We start from the raw sequence: 19,014 nt of genomic DNA, 5'->3' as shown, positions 1-19,014 counted from the left end.
GGTCAACTGCCCAAGGCCTTGAGCAACGCCGTGAGCTGGGCGTCGCGTTTTTCCACGAGGTCCGCGATGCTGCGCTGGCCGGCTTCGGCATTGACGCCGTCGATCAGGCGCCGTTGCAATTCGGGGGTGACCTCGGGTGCGCCCAGGTCGTCCCACCAGGTCTGCACGGGCCCCAGCAGGTGGTCCATGAAGTTGGCCAGACCACCCGCGCCGCCGCCCAAGTTGAAAGTCATGTGGGGGCCGAACAGCGCCCAGCGCAGGCCCGGGCCTTGGGAGACGGCGGCATCGATGTCGGCCACGCTGGCGACGTTCTCCGCGGCCAGGTGGATGGCTTCGCGCCACAACGCCGCTTGCAGGCGGTTCGCGATGTGGCCGGGCACTTCCTTGTTCAGACGGATGGGGTATTTGCCCATCGCCTGGTAGAAGGCGATGCTGCGGTCGATGGTGTCGGCGGATGTCTGGTCCCCGCCCACCACTTCGACCAGCGGGATCAGGTGCGGCGGGTTGAACGGATGGCCGATGACGAAGCGTCCGGCATGGCGGCAACGCAATTGCAGGCGGCTCATGATGAGGCCCGAGGAACTGGACGCCACGATCACGTGCGGCGGCAGGATCGCGTCCATGCGCGCGAAGAGATCGATTTTGAAATCTTCGCGTTCGGGCGCGTTTTCTTGCACGAAGTCCACGCCGGCCAAGGCCGTGGTCAGCTCGGTTTCGAAGCGCAGCGCATCGGGCGAGGCGCCTTCGACCACGCGGCCCAGTTCCGTCAGCACGGGCCATGCCGCCTGCACGCGCGCACGGGTCAGCGATTCGGCGTCGGCGGCGGGATCGCTGACGACGACGTCCAAGCCGTGCGCCAGGAACAGGGCGGCCCAACTGGCGCCGATGGTGCCCGCGCCGACGACGGCGACGCGGCGGATGGGCGGGCTGGACGGGGCGGTGCTGGACATGCGGCTCTCCGGATTGGGGGGATTGCCACATTGTGAAGCAAACGCCGGACCGTTGCCATGAGACAGGTCAGACGGCAAGATAGCGGATGTTGCTGAACACATGCGGAGCGCGCGACGTGGATGCCTTGCCTTCCGGCCAACCGGCCGTGCCGTATTTTTGCCAATGGGAGTCGGCCCACTTGGCCGGGTCGTTCATCCGGAAAGAAATGCCTCTGGCCGACGACCCCGCGTGGCGGACGTCCGGGGCGCGCGAGGTCGAGGAATATGCCCGGTGGGCGAATCATGTCTGTGGCATGGCCTGCCTGAAAATGGTGCTGGCCGCGCGTAGCGGGCAGATCCATCCCACGCTGGAACTGGCTCGGCGCAGCGTGCCGTTCGGCGCCTATACGGACCGCGACGGCGAGATCAAAGGGCTGATCTACGCGCCCTTTGTGCGCTTCGTTTCCGAGGAGTTCGGCCTGGATGCCCAAGTGCATGTGGGGCTGGATACCGTCGCGCTGCCGGCGGTGCTGGAACGCGCCGATTACTTCATGGCGTCCGTGCACCCGGACATCCGCCAGACCGATCGGCTGCCTGCGACCAAGGGCGGCCATCTGGTGCTGGTGACGCGGGCGACCGCCACGTCAGTGACGTTCCACAATCCATCGGGCGAAGTGGGCAGCCAAGCGGATGTGGAGTTGCCGCTGACCGTATTCGACGGGTTCTTCGCCGGCCGCGGCATCGCCATCCTGCCGGGTGGCAAGCCCTGAAGCGTCAGGCATTGCGGCCGTGCCGCAGATGCCGCCAGACCAGCCCGACCGCAGCCACGTAACCCGCGGCGATGATCACGTAGGCGGCGGGCAGGCTGGCGTGCCAGTCAGGCAGCAGATGCAGGACCGTGCCCATCAACGCGACGCCCACCAGTGCGCCGGATTGGCGGTTGGCGTTCAACGCCGCGGCCGCGCTGTTGGCGTGCTGCTTGCCGGAGACTTGCATGACGACGCTGGTCATTGCGGGCACGGCGATGCCGACCCCCAGGTTGCCGAGCGCGACCATGAGGGCGAACGGCCAATAGGCCATGTCCGGCGAGAACGCATAGATGCCGGCGGCGCTCATGATGGCGGCAAGCGACACGCCGCCCAGCAATGAGGCCGACACGTTCCAGCGCGCCGAAACGCGGCCCGAAATCATGTTGCCGATGGAGAACACGGCCAGCATGGGCACCAGTTGGATGCCGGTCTGCAAGGCGTCCATACCGCGCGCATGCTGCAGGAACAGGCTGAGCAGGAACAGTTGGCCGTAGGACGCCAGGTTGATCAGGAAACCGACGCCGTTGGCCGCGGCGAACTGCGCCGTCTTGAACAGGGCGCGCGGAATGATGGGTTCGGCGTGGCGGCGTTCGCGGCGCACCAGCAGCACGACGGCCACGGCGCATAGCGCGGCGACGCCTGCGATCCGGCTGGACGTCCAGCCGTAGGCGTTGCCCTGGATCAGCACGAAACACAAGGACGACAATGCGACCACGCCCAGCAGATGGCTCAGGGGATTGAGCGCGCGCGGGCGGCGCGGCGCGGCCTGGATGCGGCGGCGGGCTAGCCATAGTCCGGCCACGCCCAGCGGCAGATTGATCAGGAAGATGCCGCGCCAGCCGAATTGATGGATCAGCACGCCGCCCAGCAGCGGGCCCGATGCGCCCGCCACCGCCACGATGGCCGACCATGCGGCCAGCATCCGGTTGCGCACGTGCTCGTCGTCATAAGCGTGCGTCAGCAGGCTGAGCGAACTGGGCATGAACAGGGCGGCGCCCACGCCTTGCAGCATGCGGGCGGCAATCAGCGAATCGGCGTCCGGCGCCAGGCCGCAAAGCAGCGACGCCAGCGTGAAGACGCCCAGGCCGGCCAGGTAGATGGTCTTGGCGCCGTAGCGGTCCGCCAGGGCGCCGGCCACCAGCAGCAGGGCCGCGAAGGTGAGCGTATAGCCGTCCACGATCCAGACCAGATCGGTGAGCGGGACGGTGAATTGCAGCGCGATACTGGGCAGCGCCACGTTGACCACGGTGACGTCCAGCATGGCCATGATGAAACCGATGGCCAGGGTGACGAGCGGCAGCCAGCCGGTGGCGGGCTTGACGTCGACGGCTGGGGCTGGGGCAGGGACAGGGGCTTGGGGGCAGGCGGTAGTCATGATGGCGAGGCGCGTGGCGGCATTCCGAGGGCTGAAGCTTAGGAGGTTTTGGTGATGCAAAAAAGCCGTATAACTGCTTTATAGTGATGCGAAATTGCATCAAGAAAAGCCGTGTGACGCGGTAAAAGAGGTGTCATGGATTGGGACAACGCCAGGATTTTCCTGGCCATCTATCGGAACGGCACATTGCGGGGCGCGGCGGCGTTGCTGCAGATCGACCAGGCGACAGCCGGCAGGCGGCTGGCGGCGCTGGAATCTTCGCTGGACGCGCGGCTGTTCCTGCGCACGCCGGGTGGCTATGTGCCGACCGCGGCGGGCGAACTGGCGTTTGCCGCCGCCGAACGCATGGAGCAGGCGGCCGACCAGCTGCAGCGGCAGATGCAGGGCCTGGACCATCGCCTGTCCGGCGTGGTGCGCGTGGCCGCTTCGGAGACCGTGGCCAGCTACTTCATCATGGAGGCGGTGCGCCGGGTGCATGCCCAGCATCCGGATATCCGCGTGCTGCTGTCCGCGTCGATCCAGATCAGCAACCTGACGCGGCGCGAGGCGGACCTGGCGATCCGCAACATCAAGCCGGACAGCCCGGACCTGATCCAGCGGCATCTGGCGCGCAAGGAAGTCGGGCTGTACGCGTCGCGCAGCTATCTTGCCCGGCATGGCGAGCCACGCCCGGGCACGGCGTTCGCCGGCCATGCGCTGGTGACCTATCAGCAGTCGGTGCTGCCGGGTTGGTCGGACACCTTCTGCGGGGAACCCACCGGCAACGGCCATGTGGCGATCGAGCTGAATTCCGGGACGATGATCATCGAGGCCGTGGCGGCGGGCCTGGGCATCGGCGAGGTGCCCACGCATATGGCGGCGGCCTATCCGGAGCTGGTCCGCATCTGGCCGGCCCGCAGTGAACCCTACGACCTGTGGCTGGTGATGCACGGGGATTTGAACCGCACCGCCCGCGTGCGAGCCGTGGCGGATGCGATCGTCGAGGTCTTCGAAACGGTCGCATAGGGGATGAATGCGCGATCAACGTCTGGACGCTGGCGCCCGGGCGAGCAGGCGGTGCAACTGCGGCAAACCGTGCTTGTAGGCGGGCGCGGCAGGCGCTAAGGTTGCTGGGAAACCCATCCCCTCAGGAGTGACGCGTGTCCGATATCTGGCGTTTGTCCGCAGTTGAACTTGCCGCCCGCATCCGCAATCGCGACGTGTCCGCCGTGGACGCCGCGCATAGCGCGCTAGACCGGCTGAACGCCGCGAATCCCGCGATCAACGCGGTGGTGGACCATCGCCCAGAAGACGTGCTGGCGCAAGCCGCCGAGGTGGATGCCGCGTTGGCGCGCGGCGAAGCCCCCGGCATGCTGGCCGGCGTGCCCGTCACGGTGAAGGTCAACGTGGACCAGGCGGGCTATGCCACCACCAATGGCGTCACGCTGCAGAAGGACCTGGTTGCAGCGGTGAACAGCCCTGTCGTGGACAATCTGCGGCGGGCCGGCGCCGTTATCCTGGGGCGCACCAATACGCCCGCCTTTTCGCTGCGCTGGTTCACGAGCAACCTCGTGCACGGTGATACGCGCAACCCCCGCAATGCGGCGCTGACGCCCGGTGGTTCGTCGGGTGGCGCCGCGTCGGCGGTCGCGGCGGGCATCGGGCATCTGGCGCACGGCACGGACATCGCCGGGTCCATCCGCTATCCCGCGTACGCCTGCGGCGTGCATGGGCTGCGCCCGTCGCTGGGCCGCGTGCCAGCCTACAACGCCGCGTTGCCAGAACGTTCGATCGGCGGGCAATTGACGGCGGTGTCGGGGCCCTTGGGGCGCACGATCGCCGACGTGCGATTGGGGCTGGCCGCACTGGCGGCGGCCGATCCCCGCGACCCCTGGTGGGTGCCCGCGCCCTTGGTGGGCCCGGATGTGCCGCGGCGCGCGGCGCTGTGCGTGAATCCCGAAGGCATGGAGACCGAACCGGCGGTCGTCAAGGCGCTGCAGGAGGCCGCGCGCAGGCTGACCGAGGCCGGCTGGACGGTGGATACGCTGGATTCGGTTCCGCCGTTGCAAGAGGCCGCTGATCTTCAGATCCGCATGTGGATGGCGGACGGCTATGACGGCATGGTGGCCGCCGCCGAAAAAGAGGGTGACCCGGGCGCGCTGGTGGCGTTGCGAGGCCAGCGCGACAAGGCCGCGGGCGCTGATCTGAACAGTTTTTCCGCCGTGCTGACGCGCCGTGCGACGCTGACGCGTTTGTGGGAGTTGTTCTTTGCGGAATATCCCATCCTGCTGCTGCCGGTGTCGGCCGAGCTGCCGTTCCCGGACAAGCTGGATTTGCAGGGCGATGCGGCCTACGCCCGGGTGTGGCGGGCGCAGTTGACCCAGATCGGCGTGCCGTTCATGGGCTTGCCCGCGTTATCGGTGGCGATGGGGCGCGCCATGAGCAGCGTGGGGCAGAGCCCGGTCGGGGTGCAGATCGTGGCGGGGCGCTACCGGGAAGACCTGTGCCTGGCTGCCGGCGAAGTGATCGAAGCCGCCGGAGATCCCCTCAGCATCGCGGAACCCGAGCCGCGCTAGGTCAACTGGTCGCGGGGGCAGGCGTGGGCGTTTGCCACTCGCCGCGCAGCAGCCCCATCATCCCCGTATCCCAACGCTCGGCGCCCGCGCGGGTGGACGATCGCCTGACGCCTTCCATGGTGAAACCCAGTGCCTGGTACGTGCGGATCGCGGGCGTGTTGAACAGGTAGACGTTCAATTCCAGGCGCTCGATGCCGGGCGTCTGGAAGGCTTCGTCGATCATCAGTGTGACCATCGGGCGTGCAAGGCCCTGACCGCGTTTGGCGGGTGCGATGGCGACGCGGCCCAAGCGGGCATTGCCGTCGCGCCAGTCGTACGCCAACTGCGCATGGCCCACGGGCGCGCCATCGCGGCAAACCATCCAGCAGCGGCGGCTGGGCGGGCTGGACTGCCCCTGCGCCAGCATGTCGGCCATGTCTGCTTGCGTCAGCGGATACGACAGATGCGAGCCGCCCCACTGCACGACCTCTGGCAAGGTGGAGAACCAGCTGGCCAGCAGCGGAAAATCCAAGGTTGCGAAGGGGCGCAGGGTCAGCATGGGACGGGCTCCGGTGTCCGGGGGGGGGCGAGTTACTTGCCGAACCTCAGGCGCAGCACGCCAAGGTCGCCATACGTCAGTTCGATGTCCTGATTGGCGGGCACATCCAGGAAGCCGGCATAAGAGCCCGTGATGACGTGCTGGCCAGCGTGCAGGCCCAAGCCTTGCTCGCGCAGGAAGTTGGCCAACCAGTACAGTCCCGCCTTGGGGCGGCCGTTCGGATGGAAGCCCGCGTGCTGCTCGATTTCCTGGCCGTCGATCGTCAGTGTCAGGCTCATGCTGGCGGGCGCCGCGTCCGGCGATGCGATGCGCGGGCCCAGCACGATGCCCTGGTTGAGCATGTGATCCGCCAGCAGTTCAGGCAGGCTGGCGTGTTCGGGCGATGCGTAGCGGCAGCCCAGGACTTCCAGCGCAAGTCGAGCGCTGCCGACCGCCGCGTCGACCTCTGCCTCGGTATAGGGGGTGTCGCGTGCCGGCAGGTCCTGGGCCAGTTCGAACGCGATTTCGGGTTCGACCCGCACGATGGCGGTGCGGCTGGGGATAGGGCCGGCTTCAGCGTAGGCCGTGCTTGACGCGTAGATCGGCGCCACCACGGTTTTCTCCGGCGACGGCAGTGCGCTTTTCCAAGCCGCGATGCCGTCTTGCCGGGTTTCTTGCAGCAGTTGCGCGGTGCGCTGTTGCACGGCGAATGCCTGGCCCAGCGACTGCGGGCGGCAGGCGGCGGGCAGGCGCGGGCCGGCGACGCCCGCATCGCGGGCAGCGATCAGCGCACGGGCCGCATCCAGGCTGCCGGGATAGTCTTCAATTCTGATCTGCATGCGTTCAGGTTCCCAGATACAGCATGATCCACAAGACGATCATGGCGATAAGGCCCAGCCAGCAAGACCCCCAAAAGCCCACGATGGGCCACTTCAACGCCAGCGGCGTCTTTTTTGGATCGACATGGCCCAGCAGGTCATTGGCGTTGCCGATCAGCCAGAGGCGGGTGCCGGGAAACATGAGGCGGAAGAAATAATCCAGCATGATGGCGGCCTGGATGGATAACGGGTACTGCTTGAACGGGCGGTGCTGCAGGTACGGGTGTTTCAGCGCAGCGTTGATTTGCTTGCTTTTGAAAAAGAACAGCACGATGCCGCTGATCGAGCAGGTGATGAAGCAGAGCACGAATAGGCTGAAGGCCATGGCCATGACGGGTGAATGCATGGGGGGTCTCGAGAGTGCGCGGCGGGCCGCGTCGGGATGATAAGAAGCCTGGGAGAATATCCTGGCCGTATTGTAGAAGGCTTGGCGCAGCCCCGTGTTCAGGGCTGCGTCAGCGATGGGCGCGGCGCGGGGACCGTCCCCATGCAGGCACAGGCCGGGATCAGCCCCGCGTCTGGCCTTCGCCGTTCAGCACCCATTTCAGCGTGGTCAGGCCTTCAAGGCCGACCGGGCCGCGGGCATGCAGGCGGTTCGTGGAGATGCCGATCTCGGCGCCCAGCCCATATTCGAAACCATCGGCGAAGCAGGTGGGCAGATTCACGTAGACCGAGCTGGAATCGACCTCGCGCTGGAAGCGCTGCGCGGCGGACAGGTCTTCCGTGACGATGGCGTCGGTGTGGCCGGAGCCCCAGCGCGCGATGTGCTCGATGGCGTCGTCCAGCGTGTCGACGATGCGCACGGCCAGGATCGGGCCCAGGTACTCCGTGCCCCAGTCTTCTTCGGTAGCCGGCGTGATGTGCGGCAGCAGGGCCTGCGTGCGCGGGCAGCCGCGCAGTTCGACGCCGTGCTCGATGAATGCGGCGGCCAGCGTGGGCAGGATGGATACGGCGGCCACGGCGTCGACCAGCAGCGTTTCCATGGCGCCGCAAATGCCGTAGCGGTAGGTCTTGGCGTTGAACGCAATGCTGTGCGCCTTGTCCGGATCGGCTGCGGCATCGATATAGATATGGCAATTGCCATCCAGGTGCTTGATGAGCGGCACGCGCGCTTCCTGCGACAGGCGGGCGATCAAGCCCTTGCCGCCACGGGGCACGATGACGTCGATATGCTCGGTCATGGTGATGAGCTTGCCTACGGCGGCGCGGTCGGCCGTGGCCACCACCTGCACGGCGTCCTGCGGCAGACCGGTTGCGGCCAGGCCCGTCTGCACCACACGGCCCAGGGCGATATTGGAGTGCAGCGCTTCGCTGCCGCCGCGCAGGATGGCGGCGTTACCCGATTTCAGGCAGAGCGCGGCGGCGTCGATCGTCACGTTCGGGCGCGATTCGTAAATGATGCCGATGACGCCAAGCGGCACGCGCATCTGGGCCACGCGCATGCCGTTGGGGCGCACGGTGGTAGCGGTGATGCTGCCGATCGGGTCGGGCAGGGCGGCGATCTGGCGCAAGCCTTCGGCCATGTGGGCAAGGGTCTTGTCCGACAGCGTCAGGCGGTCAAGCAGGGCGGGTTCCAGTCCATTGGCGCGGGCGGCGGCAACGTCCTTTTCATTGGCGGCTTTCAGCTCGTCGTGGCTGGCGGCCAGGGCGTCGGCCATCGCCAGCAGCGCATTGTTCTTGGCGGCGCTATTGGCGCGCATCATCGCGCGCGAAGCGCGGCGGGCGTTCTCGCCCAGGGTCAGCATGGCGTGTTCGATGGAGGACGAGGACATGGCGGCGTCGATCATGGAGTGGGGGCGGCGCGGGCGCCGTCAGAGGATTCAGTGTATATCCGGCCGGATGGCCGGGCGTAGGGAGCAGGGGCGAGGCGAAGGCGGCGGCAACGCCGCCTTCACGGTCGTCCGCCGGCAGCGGCGACGCGCAGCGCCAGCCGGGTCATTTCTTCCCAGGGGTCGGACAGGCGGCCGGGTACGGACAGACCCTTGATGAGCCGGTCGACTTCGTGGGCATGCTGGACAGCCGCCGGCCAGACGCCGGGCTGCACCCGGCTCAAGGCTTGCAGCGCCAGCCGTTCGTGGGCGCCGAAGATGCGCAGCCGGCGCATCAGGCCGTTGACGTCGTGGCCCAGTGCGCGCGCTTCCGCGACGCGGGCCAGCAGCCGGATTTCTTCGCCGACCGCCCACAGCACCAGCGGCAGCGCTTCGCCTTCGGCGCGCAGCCCGTCAATCATGCGGATGGTGCGGGAGATGTCGCCAGCCAGCATCGCGTCGCGCAGGCCGAAGACGTCATAGCGGGCCACGTTCAGCACGGCGCGTTCGACGTCCTCCGAAGCCAGTTGGCCTTCGGGATAGAGCAGGCCCAGCTTCTGGATTTCCTGGTGCGCCGCCAGCAGGTTGCCTTCGACCTTGTCCGCCATCCACTGCAGCGTGGCGCCGTCGGCGCGCTGGTTCTGGCGGGCCAGGCGCATCCCGACCCAGGCCGGCAGCCGGCCGCGTTCGATGTTGGGGATGTCGACCATCACGCCGCCGCGGGCAAGGGCCTGGACCCAGCGGCTTTCGCGGGTGGCTTTGTCCAGGCGGGGCAGGGCGATCAGGACCAGCGTGTCGGCGTCGGGCTGCTTCTCGGCCTGCTCAGCCAGCTTGGCCAAGGTGTCGGCACCGGATTTTCCGGGCTTGCCGGTGGGGATCTTGATTTCGAGGATGCGGCGGTCACCGAACAGCGAGACGCTTTGGGTGGCGGCAGTGACCGCGCTCCAATCGCTGCGGGCGTCCATCACCATGGACAGCCGTTCGGTGTACCCGGCGTTGCGCGCCGAGGCACGCAACGCGTCAACCGCTTCGGTCACCAGCAGGGGCTCGTCGCCCGATACCGTGTACATCGGGGCGAGCCGGTTGCCCGGCCGCTGCAGATGTTCGGCCAGCCGGTCCGCGTCCATAGACTGTGCCATGGGCTAGCGGAGGATGGCCGGGTCAGTGGTCGATGGCGTCTGCCACGGCGTGGGCGTGCGCTGCGGTTGCGGCGCATTCGGGTCGTACAGCGGGATTTCGCCGTTTTCGCCGCGTTCCTCGATGTTCTCGAATGCACGGCGCACATCAGGCGCGGTCATGCGGCGCAGCACCCGGCTGACGAGATCGCGTTGCATGGCCTTGTACAGCGTGTCGATCTGGCCTTGCTTGGCTTGCACGACCTGATCGTCGTAGGGCATTTCGCGGTAGATCGACAGCGTGGTGTCGGGGATCAGCGCGCGTCCCTTGTTGTCGATCAGGCGGAACGTGTAGTTGATGCCGAGTTCGTATTCCTCGACACGGCCCTGGGCGTTCAGCGACACCTCGCGCAGCGTTCGCGTGTCGGAGATCTGCTGGAGGATGGCCTGCGCCTCTTTGGGGGTATCCACGATCTTCGTGGCCGGCGAGGCCGCGCGCAGCGAACGGCGCACGTCGGCGCCGAACTGGGTGTTGTCGGGGATGCCGACATACAGGGTGTCGAACGGCATCGGAGTGACTCCCCGCAATGCGAACCCGCAGGCGGAGAGCAGCATGAACAGCGCCAGGCAGGCGCCGCGCAGCAGCCAGGATTGGCGGGGGGAGTGCGTTTGTTGCCCGGCGAAGTACATGCTTGACCTCATCAGCCTACGACGTTGACCAGTTTGCCCGGAACCACGATAACGCGCTTGGGCGGACGGCCTTCCAGGAAGCGGGTGACTTCTTCCTGGCCGGCGGCGAGCTTCTCGATGTCTTCGCGGGCGGCGGTGGCGGCCACGCGGATCGAGCCGCGCAGCTTGCCGTTGACCTGGAGCATCAGCTCGATTTCGTCCGCGATCAGCGCGGCTTCGTCCACATGCGGCCACGGCGCGTCCAGCAGGTCGCCCAGTTCCTTGGCGTAACCGAGGTCTTGCCAGAGGTGCCAGGTGATGTGCGGGACGATCGGATACAGCACGCGCAGCAGCACGCCAAGGGTCTCGGCGTAGGCGGCATCCGACGCGGCGTCTTCGGACAGCTTGGCGTCGTCGATGGCGTTCAGCATTTTCATGCAGGCGGACACGACGGTGTTGTACTGGATGCGCTGGTAGTCGTAGTCGGCCTGCTTGAGCAGGGTGTAGACCTCGCGGCGCAGGTCCTTGACGGCGGCCTGGGCTTGCGACCAGTCGGCGCCATTGGCCAGGCCACGCGCCACCGCGTCGCGGCGGGCGTAGCTGATCGACCAGAGGCGGCGCAGGAAGCGGTTCGAGCCTTCGACGCCGGAGTCGGACCACTCAAGGGTCTGCTCGGGCGGGCTGGCGAACATGACGAACAGGCGGGCCGTGTCGGCGCCCAGCGTGTCGATCAGCGATTGCGGATCGACGCCGTTGTTCTTGGACTTGGACATCGTGCCCACGCCGCCGTAAGTGATGGCGGAACCGTCCGACTTCAGCTTGGCGCCGGTGATGGCGCCGCGGTCGTCATAGACGTTTTCGACGTCTTCGGGCCAGAAGTATTCGATGCCGCCCTGGGGCGTCTTGCGCGAATAGATGTGGTTCAGCACCATGCCCTGGCACAGCAGCTTGGTGAAGGGCTCGTCGAAGTTGAGCAAGCCCATGTCGCGCATGACCTTGGTCCAGAAACGGGCGTACAGCAAGTGCAGCACGGCGTGCTCGATGCCGCCGATGTACTGGTCCATCGGCATCCAGTAGTCATTGCGCGCGTCGACCATGGCGGTGTCGTTGCCAGGCGAGGTGTAGCGCATGAAGTACCAGGACGAGTCCACGAACGTGTCCATCGTGTCCGTTTCGCGGCGCGCGGGCTTGCCGCAGTTCGGGCAGGCGCAGGACAGGAAGGCTTCGTTCTTGGCCAGCGGGTTGCCGCTGCCGTCGGGGATCAGGTCGTCGGGCAGGACGACCGGCAGGTCTTTTTCGGGGACCGGGACGGGGCCGCAGTCCGCGCAGTGGATGATGGGGATCGGGGTGCCCCAGTAGCGCTGGCGCGAGATGCCCCAGTCGCGCAGGCGCCACGTGGTCTGCTTTTCGCCCAGGCCCAGCGCGCCCAGGTCGGCGGCGATGGCGTCCACGGCTTCCTTGTGGGTCAGGCCGTCGTACTTGCCCGAATTGATGGTGCGGCCGGATTGCTTGTCGTCGTACCATTCCTGCCAGGCGTCGGTGGAATAGTCCTTGCCGGGCACGTCCACGACCTGGACGATGGGCAGGTCGTACTTCTTGGCGAAGGCGAAATCGCGCTCGTCGTGCGACGGCACGCCCATGACGGCGCCGTCGCCGTAGGTCATCAGCACGTAGTTGCCGACCCAGACTTCGACTTCAGCGCCTGTGACCGGGTGCGTGACGAACAGGCCCGTGGGCATGCCTTCTTTTTCACGCGTGGCCATTTCGGCCTCGGTCGTACCGCCCAATTTGCATTGCTCGATGAACGAGGACAGCTGCGGATTGTTGCGTGCGGCGTGCGTGGCCAGGGGGTGTTCCGGCGCCACGGCGCAGAAGGTCACGCCCATGATGGTGTCGGCTCGGGTGGTGAAGACATACAGCTTGCCGTCCTGGATCAGCTGGCCGTCCTGGCCGGCGATCTTGTGCGGGAAGGCGAAGCGCAGGCCCTCGGACTTGCCGATCCAGTTTTCCTGCATCAGGCGGACGCGCTCGGGCCAGCCGGGCAGGTCGTTCTGGACGGCGCCCAGCAGTTCGTCGGCGTAGTCGGTGATGCGCAGGTAGTAGCCGGGGATCTCGCGCTTTTCAACCAGCGCGCCGGAGCGCCAGCCGCGTCCGTCGATGACTTGTTCGTTGGCCAGCACGGTCTGGTCCACCGGATCCCAGTTCACGACCTGGGTCTTGCGATAGGCCACGCCCTTTTCCAGCATTTTCAGGAACAGCCACTGGTTCCACTTGTAATACTGCGGATCGCAGGCGCACATTTCGCGCGTCCAGTCGATCGCCAGACCCATCGCCTTCATCTGCTTCTTCATATAGGCGATGTTGTCGTAGGTCCACTTGGCCGGGGGAACCTTGGACTTGATGGCGGCGTTTTCCGCCGGCATGCCGAAGGCGTCCCAGCCCATGGGCATCAGGACGTTATAGCCACGCATGCGCAACTGGCGCGCCATCATGTCGTTGATGGTGTAGTTGCGCACATGGCCCATATGCAGCTTGCCGCTGGGGTAGGGCAGCATCGAGCAGGCGTAGAACTTCGGCTTTTCGGAGCCGTCGGCGTTCTTCGCGTGTTCGTGGACCAGATAGGCGTCGCGGGCCTGCCAGTCTTGATGGGCGGCCGCTTCGACGGTAGTGGGGAGGTAACGTTCCTGCATGGGCTCGGGCACGGTGGCAAAAAAGGGTGAGCCGCCCTGCCGCGCGGACGCGGTGGCGGTCAAAACCCCTGATTATAGGAGGTGCTAGGCGTGGGCAGGGGACGGAGCCGTTTCGGGGATGCGCGCACTGGGCGACAACACGCCATATGCCAAGGTAACAACGCCCAGGACGGCGCCCGCGGTGACCACGCCGGGCCAGCCAAAATGGGCGTAAAGCCAGGACGATACCAGTGAACCGGTCGCCCCGCCGATGAAGTAGCAGGTCATGTAGCCGGCAGTCAGGCGGCTGCGGGCCTCGGGGCGCAGCCGGTAGAGGGCGCTGCTATTGGTGACATGGACGCCCTGGATGGCCAGATCCTGGATCAGGATGCCGGCCAGCAACGCGAACACCGAGGCCTGGCCGAAGGCCATCAGCCCCCAGGAACCCAGCAGCAGAAACAGGCCGACGCGGGTGGCCAGGTTGCCCAGGCCGCGATCGGCCAGGCGGCCGAACCGGTTGGCGGCATAGGCGCCCGCCGCCCCCGCCAGGCCGAACAGCCCGATGGTGGTGTTGCTGTATTCATAGGGCGGGCTGGCCAGCAGGAACGTCAGCGGCGTCCACAGCATGCTGAACGCGGCGAACAGCAGGAATCCCAGCAGTGATCGGGCACGGAACAGCGGTTCTTCGATGAACATGCGCAGGATCGAGCCCAGCAGGCGCGGGTAGCTCATCGACGTGGGGCTCTGGTAGCGGGGCAGCAGGCGCCACAGGGCCGCCGACATGACCGTCATCAGGATGGCGGCCACCCAATACACCGTGCGCCAGCTGCCCACGTCGGCCAGCGCGCCGGCGACGGTGCGGGCCAGCAGGATGCCCAGCAGCAGGCCGCTCATGACGGTGCCTACTGCCTTGCCCCGTTCGTGCGGCGCGGCCAGGGTGGCGGCGAACGGCACCAGGATCTGGGCGACGACGGACAGCATGCCGGTCAGCGCGGTGCCCACCAGCAGCACCGCGATGCTGGTGGCGAAGGACGAGATCAGCAGGCCGCCCGCCGACAGCAGCGTCATCAGCACGATCAGGCTGCGGCGTTCGAACATGTCGCCCAACGGCACCAGCAGCATCAACCCCAACGCGTAGCTGAGCTGCGCGGTGGTGACGATGGCGCCGGCCGTCGCGTTGGACAGCGAAAACTGCTGGCCGATCGTGTGCAGCAGCGGCTGGGCGTAATAGTTGCTGGCGACGGCAAGGCCGGTAGCGACCGACATCAGCAGGATGATCGGCGCGGTCAGCGTCGGCGTCGCGGGGGGCGTGGTCTTGGCAGGTGAAGCGGTCGTCATGGAAGGCAGGCGGGAGGTGATGCGAGGGCGGCGAACAGGGGAAACGCGGGGCAAAGCGAAATGGGGGTGGCAAAAGCCGCGGGAACAGCGAGGCCGGCGTCAGGCGCCGATGCCGCCGGGGGTCTCCTGATCGTGTTTGATCAGCAGCTTTTTCAGCAGCGTGGCCATTTGCTTGCGTTCGGCCGGCGAGAGCGGGTCCAGCAGTTCGTTCAGGTCTTTCAGATAGTCCTTCAAGACCAGCTTGATGACGCGCAGCCCTTCGGCGGTCAGCGACACGATGACGCCGCGCCGATCGTCGGGGTTGGGATTACGCACCAGCAGGCCTGCCTGTTCAAGGCGGTCAAGCCGGTTGGTCATGGCGCCGGAAGTCAGCAGCAGGGCCTCGACCAGCCGCTGCGGATTCATGGCGTGGGGCGCGCCCGTGCGGTACAGCGTGGCCAGCACGTCGAATTCGCCCTGGTGCAGGTTGTAGCGGCGGAAGCTGCGGTTCACATTGCGGGCGGCAAAGGCGTTCAGGCGGAACACCCGGGTGACGACCGTCATGGCGGCGAAGTCCTGGTTGGGACATTCCGCGCTCCATTGCGAGATCACCTGATCGACAAGGTCATTCATGGGTAAATCGAATTTACTTTGATGTGAAGTTTCTTCACGTTGAGATAAATTCTACCAGCAGGACCCGCACCTGCGCAAAGCGCGAGGCAAAAAAGAAGGGCCCGCCTCTTTCGAGGCGGGCCCTTCCGGCTTGACCGGATACTCGCGCGAATTACTGCGCGGCGTCCTTCAGCTTCTTGAGCGGGCGAACCTTCACCTTGACCGAAGCCGGCTTGGCGGGGAACCAGCGCTCGACGCCAGTGAACGGATCCTTGCCGAAGCGCTTGGCCTTGGCCGGAACCTTTTGCACGGCAACCTTGAACAGGCCGGGCAGCGTGAATTCGCCAGCGCCCTTCTTGTCAACGGAACCCAGCACCGAGGTTTCCAGGCTGGCCAGGACGGCCTTGACGGCCTTGGCTTCAACGCCGGATTGCTCAACGATGTAAGCAACCAGTTGGGTCTTGTTCAGGGCAGCCTTGATGGCCTTGGGTGCAGCAGCGACCTTCTTGGCGGCGACGACCTTCTTTGCTGCGGGCTTCACAGCGGGTTTGGCGGCGGTTGCCTTCTTTGCGGGCGCCTTGACGGCGGGCTTGGTGACTTTCTTGGCAGGAGCTTTTGCTTTCGTGGCCATGGTCAAAATCCGTAGTTGAGGACATGGAGCAGCGCGCGCCGGGTATCGGCTTTTAACGCTACGCGCCCGATGATAGCGGAAGACTTGAAGTTCTTGCGGCTTTGTAGCGGGATTTCAGCCACTGTTTGTTGTTTTCGACGCAGAAAGTGCTTGCAGCAAGGGCTTCTGCAATAGGTCGTGACATTCGAAGCCTATTTTTGCGGGACTTCGCGTCGATGAACCAATGGCGTCAGGCGTGTTCCAATTGCGTCCGGCGCGCGGGAATGTTTTTTTGGCGTCGGCCTGCTGGCCAGGCCGAATGGCGCTCGTTTCCGCGCGGGAATAACCCAAGCATGGATTGAAGCTCTTATATGTTGTTGATGAAAAAGTTTGCAGCGGGCCTGCTCGTTGCGACCGCGTGCCTGTCGGGCGCGATGGCGCAGCCGATGCCCGAGCCCGCGCTGTCGGCCAAAGCCTGGTTGCTGCTGGACGAGACCAGCGGCCAGGTGATCGCGTCGCATGCGGCCACCACGCGGATCGAACCCGCGTCGCTGACCAAGATCATGACGGCCTATGTCGTGTTCGAGGCCCTGAATAAGAAGGAAGTGACGCCCGGCCAATTGGTCGTGATTTCCACCCGCGCCTGGAAAGTGCCGGCGGGTAGCTCCAAGATGTTCCTGGAGCCGGGTTCCAAGGTGTCGGTGGACGAATTGCTGCGCGGCCTGATGATCCAGTCCGGCAATGACGCGGCCATCGCGCTGGCCGAAGCGGTGTCGGGCAGCGTCGAGGCCTTTGTCGCGCGGATGAACGACACGGCCGCGCGGCTGGGGCTGCACGCGACGCATTTCGCCAGCCCGCACGGCTTGCCGGATCCGGGCACGTATTCCACGGTCAGCGACTTGTCCGTCCTGGCCACGCGCTTCATCCGCGATTATCCCCAGCTGTACAAGACCTACGATTCGGCCAAGCAGTTCACGTTCAACAAGATCACGCAGCCCAACCGGAACCGGCTGTTGTGGCTGGATCCCAGCGTGGACGGGCTGAAGACCGGCCATACCGACTCTGCCGGCTACTGCATCGTGGCGACGGCGCGCCGTCCCAATGGCGCGGACCAGCGCCGGCTGATCACGGTGGTGGTGGGCACGGCGTCCGACAAATTGCGCACCCAGGAAAGCCGGCAGTTGCTGGAATGGGGGTTTCAGGGATTCAATACCATCAAGCTGTACGCGCGCGGCCAGGCCGTGGCCGCGCCTGAAGTCTGGAAGGGCCAAAGCGACAGCCTGAAGGCTGGTTTTGCGCGGGATGCCTATGTGACCGTGCCCGCGGGGGCCAAGGTCGAACCCGTGTGGACGCCGCACGAACCGTTGATGGCGCCGATCGCGGCCCAGGATACGGTGGGCGCGCTGCGGGTGCTGGTGGACGGCAAGCCGTCGATGCAGTTCCCGGTGGTGGCGCTGGAGCCGGTGGCGGAAGCGGGTTTCGCGGGCCGCGCCTGGGATTCGGTGCGCTTGTGGTGGCGCGGCAGCTCAAGTTGACCTGAGCATGCCATCGGGCATGTGGCGCGAGCATGCGGTTCGGGCGACGGCAAGGAGGGGTGATATGGCGGTGAGCTTTCCAGGAGGTCCGGCGCCGGCGCCCGGGGCGGATGATCCGCTGGCGCTGCTGTCCGCCTGCCATGGTCGGATCGCGCGCCAATGCGCCACGCTGATGCGGCTGGCGGCGCACGTGCCCTTGCATGGCAGCGACGCGGCGGCGCAGACGGCCGCCGCCGCCGTCGTTCGCTATTTCGACACGGCCGCCGCGCACCACCACGAGGACGAGGAAGAAGACTTGTTCCCGGCCTTGATCGAGTCCATGGCGGGGTCCGATGCGGGTTGCCTGCACGCGTTGGTGGAGGGGCTGGTGGCTGAACATCGGCGCTTGGCGGACTTGTGGTCGCCGCTGCGGCAGGCTTTGTCCGAAATCGCCGCTGGGCGGTCCGCGGCCTTACCGCTCGTGCAGGCGGGCGCGTTCGCCGACGCCTATACGGCGCATATCCGACGCGAAGAAGACGAGCTGCTGCCGATGGCGGCGCGGCTGATTCCGGACGACGCGCTGGCGGAAATCGGGCAGGCGATGAAGGAGCGGCGCGGCGGCGACGCGGGCTGAGTTGCGGCGCCTGACGCGCGGAAAATGGCGCTACGATGCCTCTAGCCGGCGCATCGGGCGCTGGATTTCTGCATTCACGCCATGAGCCGCCACCACGCATTCCGCCAGAAATTGCAGGCCCCCCTCTTGATGCACGCCATGTCGGCGCACAACCCGATGTCGGCCCGCCTGGCGGCCGAAGCCGGGTTCGATGCGATCTGGGGCAGCGGGTTCGAGCTCTCGGCAAGCTATGCGGTGCCTGATGCCAGCATTCTTTCCGCGTCGCAGCATCTGGACATGATGCGCGCCATCGCGGCCACGGTCGCGGTGCCGGTCATTGCCGATATCGACACGGGCTTCGGCAACGCCATCAACGTGTCGTACATGTTGCCCCAATACGAAGCGGCCGGCGTATCGGCCGTGGTGATGGAAGACAAGACCTTCCCGAAAGACACCAGCCTGCGCACGGACGGCCGGCAGGAGTTGGTGCGCGTGGAGGAATTCCAGGGCAAGATCGAAGCGGCTTGCGCCGCGCGGCGCGATCCGGATTTCTGCGTGATTGCCCGCACCGAAGCCTTGATTGCGGGGCTGGGCCAGCAAGAAGCGCTGGCCCGGGCAACCGCTTACGAGTCCGCGGGCGCCGACGCCATCCTGATCCATTCCAAGCAAACCACGCCCGACGAGATCCTGTCCTTTGCCCAGGCCTGGTCGGGCCGCGTGCCGTTGGTGCTGGTGCCGACCGCATACCCGCAGTTGCGCGAATCGGATATCCAGGCGCTGGGCAAGGTGGGGCTTGTGATCTACGGCAACCACGCCATCCGCGCAGCCGTGGGCGCGATGCGCGACGTATTCGCCCGCATCCGCCAGGACGGTGGCATCCACACCGTGGACGCCGGCTTGCCGACGGTCAAGGAGATCATCGCGCTGCAGGGCGACGCCGCTATGCGCGACCTTGAGCGCCGCTATCTGAAGTAGCCGGCCGGCGGCGCGTTGCGCCAGCCCCGTCGAGCGATTACGCTAGGCG

18 protein-coding genes are annotated in these 19,014 nt (G+C 66.4%); 6 read left to right on the top strand and 12 right to left on the bottom strand.

Annotated elements, in window-relative coordinates:
• Positions 1-2 precede the first annotated feature (2 nt).
• Positions 3-950 (bottom strand): 3-hydroxyacyl-CoA dehydrogenase NAD-binding domain-containing protein, encoded by a 948-nt coding sequence (locus A9973_RS02950; protein WP_183012261.1) that lies wholly within the window; start codon positions 948-950, stop codon positions 3-5.
• A gap of 86 nt (positions 951-1,036) precedes the next feature.
• Here A9973_RS02950 and A9973_RS02945 point away from each other — a divergent pair, with 86 nt between their 5' ends.
• Positions 1,037-1,699 (top strand): hypothetical protein, encoded by a 663-nt coding sequence (locus A9973_RS02945; protein WP_183012260.1) that lies wholly within the window; start codon positions 1,037-1,039, stop codon positions 1,697-1,699.
• Between the two features lie 4 nt (positions 1,700-1,703).
• On the opposite strand, the gene A9973_RS02940 is transcribed toward A9973_RS02945, so the two are convergent.
• The gene (locus A9973_RS02940) at positions 1,704-3,113 is read right to left on the bottom strand and encodes an MFS transporter (protein ID WP_183012259.1); all 1,410 of its coding nucleotides are present in this window, start codon (positions 3,111-3,113) and stop codon (positions 1,704-1,706) included.
• A gap of 135 nt (positions 3,114-3,248) precedes the next feature.
• Between A9973_RS02940 and A9973_RS02935 the strand changes: the two genes are divergently transcribed.
• Both A9973_RS02935 and A9973_RS02930 read left to right on the top strand, forming a co-directional pair.
• On the top strand, positions 3,249-4,118 hold the full coding sequence (locus tag A9973_RS02935; protein WP_183012258.1) for a LysR family transcriptional regulator: 870 nt from the start codon (positions 3,249-3,251) through the stop codon (positions 4,116-4,118).
• A gap of 134 nt (positions 4,119-4,252) precedes the next feature.
• A complete protein-coding gene (locus A9973_RS02930) occupies positions 4,253-5,668 on the top strand; it encodes an amidase family protein (protein WP_183012257.1) in 1,416 nt (471 codons plus the stop codon).
• 1 nt (position 5,669) lies between these two features.
• On the opposite strand, the gene A9973_RS02925 is transcribed toward A9973_RS02930, so the two are convergent.
• The 10 genes from A9973_RS02925 to A9973_RS02880 all read right to left on the bottom strand — a co-directional run bounded on the left by A9973_RS02925 (position 5,670) and on the right by A9973_RS02880 (position 15,884).
• Positions 5,670-6,206, bottom strand: a complete 537-nt coding sequence (locus A9973_RS02925) for a GNAT family N-acetyltransferase (RefSeq protein ID WP_183012256.1) — start codon at positions 6,204-6,206, stop codon at positions 5,670-5,672.
• Positions 6,207-6,238: 32 nt separating this feature from the next.
• Positions 6,239-7,024 (bottom strand): 2-keto-4-pentenoate hydratase, encoded by a 786-nt coding sequence (locus tag A9973_RS02920; RefSeq protein WP_183012255.1) that lies wholly within the window; start codon positions 7,022-7,024, stop codon positions 6,239-6,241.
• A gap of 4 nt (positions 7,025-7,028) precedes the next feature.
• On the bottom strand, positions 7,029-7,409 hold the full coding sequence (locus A9973_RS02915) for a hypothetical protein (RefSeq protein WP_183012254.1): 381 nt from the start codon (positions 7,407-7,409) through the stop codon (positions 7,029-7,031).
• A 160-nt stretch (positions 7,410-7,569) separates the two neighbouring features.
• Complete coding sequence (locus tag A9973_RS02910; protein ID WP_183012253.1) at positions 7,570-8,850, bottom strand: glutamate-5-semialdehyde dehydrogenase; 1,281 nt, start codon at positions 8,848-8,850, stop codon at positions 7,570-7,572.
• A 104-nt stretch (positions 8,851-8,954) separates the two neighbouring features.
• Complete coding sequence (gene holA / locus A9973_RS02905; RefSeq protein ID WP_183012252.1) at positions 8,955-10,010, bottom strand: DNA polymerase III subunit delta; 1,056 nt, start codon at positions 10,008-10,010, stop codon at positions 8,955-8,957.
• Between the two features lie 3 nt (positions 10,011-10,013).
• Entirely contained in the window at positions 10,014-10,676 is a 663-nt protein-coding gene (gene lptE / locus A9973_RS02900) for an LPS assembly lipoprotein LptE (RefSeq protein ID WP_183012251.1), read from the bottom strand.
• An 11-nt stretch (positions 10,677-10,687) separates the two neighbouring features.
• Positions 10,688-13,345, bottom strand: coding sequence for a leucine--tRNA ligase (gene leuS, locus A9973_RS02895; protein WP_183012250.1), 2,658 nt, complete (start codon positions 13,343-13,345; stop codon positions 10,688-10,690).
• A gap of 84 nt (positions 13,346-13,429) precedes the next feature.
• Entirely contained in the window at positions 13,430-14,662 is a 1,233-nt protein-coding gene (locus A9973_RS02890) for an MFS transporter (RefSeq protein ID WP_183012249.1), read from the bottom strand.
• Positions 14,663-14,761: 99 nt separating this feature from the next.
• On the bottom strand, positions 14,762-15,274 hold the full coding sequence (locus tag A9973_RS02885; protein ID WP_183012248.1) for a MarR family winged helix-turn-helix transcriptional regulator: 513 nt from the start codon (positions 15,272-15,274) through the stop codon (positions 14,762-14,764).
• Positions 15,275-15,425: 151 nt separating this feature from the next.
• Positions 15,426-15,884, bottom strand: a complete 459-nt coding sequence (locus A9973_RS02880) for an HU family DNA-binding protein (RefSeq protein WP_183012247.1) — start codon at positions 15,882-15,884, stop codon at positions 15,426-15,428.
• Positions 15,885-16,243: 359 nt separating this feature from the next.
• On the opposite strand from A9973_RS02880, the gene A9973_RS02875 reads away from it, so the two are divergent.
• From A9973_RS02875 to A9973_RS02865, 3 genes are all read left to right on the top strand, one after another.
• Positions 16,244-17,398 (top strand): D-alanyl-D-alanine carboxypeptidase family protein, encoded by a 1,155-nt coding sequence (locus A9973_RS02875; RefSeq protein WP_370539432.1) that lies wholly within the window; start codon positions 16,244-16,246, stop codon positions 17,396-17,398.
• Between the two features lie 64 nt (positions 17,399-17,462).
• Complete coding sequence (locus A9973_RS02870) at positions 17,463-18,011, top strand: hemerythrin domain-containing protein (RefSeq protein WP_183012246.1); 549 nt, start codon at positions 17,463-17,465, stop codon at positions 18,009-18,011.
• Positions 18,012-18,092: 81 nt separating this feature from the next.
• Entirely contained in the window at positions 18,093-18,965 is an 873-nt protein-coding gene (locus A9973_RS02865; RefSeq protein WP_183012245.1) for a phosphonopyruvate hydrolase, read from the top strand.
• The last annotated feature ends 49 nt before the right edge of the window (positions 18,966-19,014 follow it).

This window comes from Achromobacter sp. UMC46 (assembly GCF_014170335.1).
In the GTDB taxonomy this organism is placed as follows: domain Bacteria; phylum Pseudomonadota; class Gammaproteobacteria; order Burkholderiales; family Burkholderiaceae_B; genus Achromobacter.
Note: the sequence above shows the minus strand (reverse complement) of the source record. Positions and strands in the feature narration are given on the sequence as shown.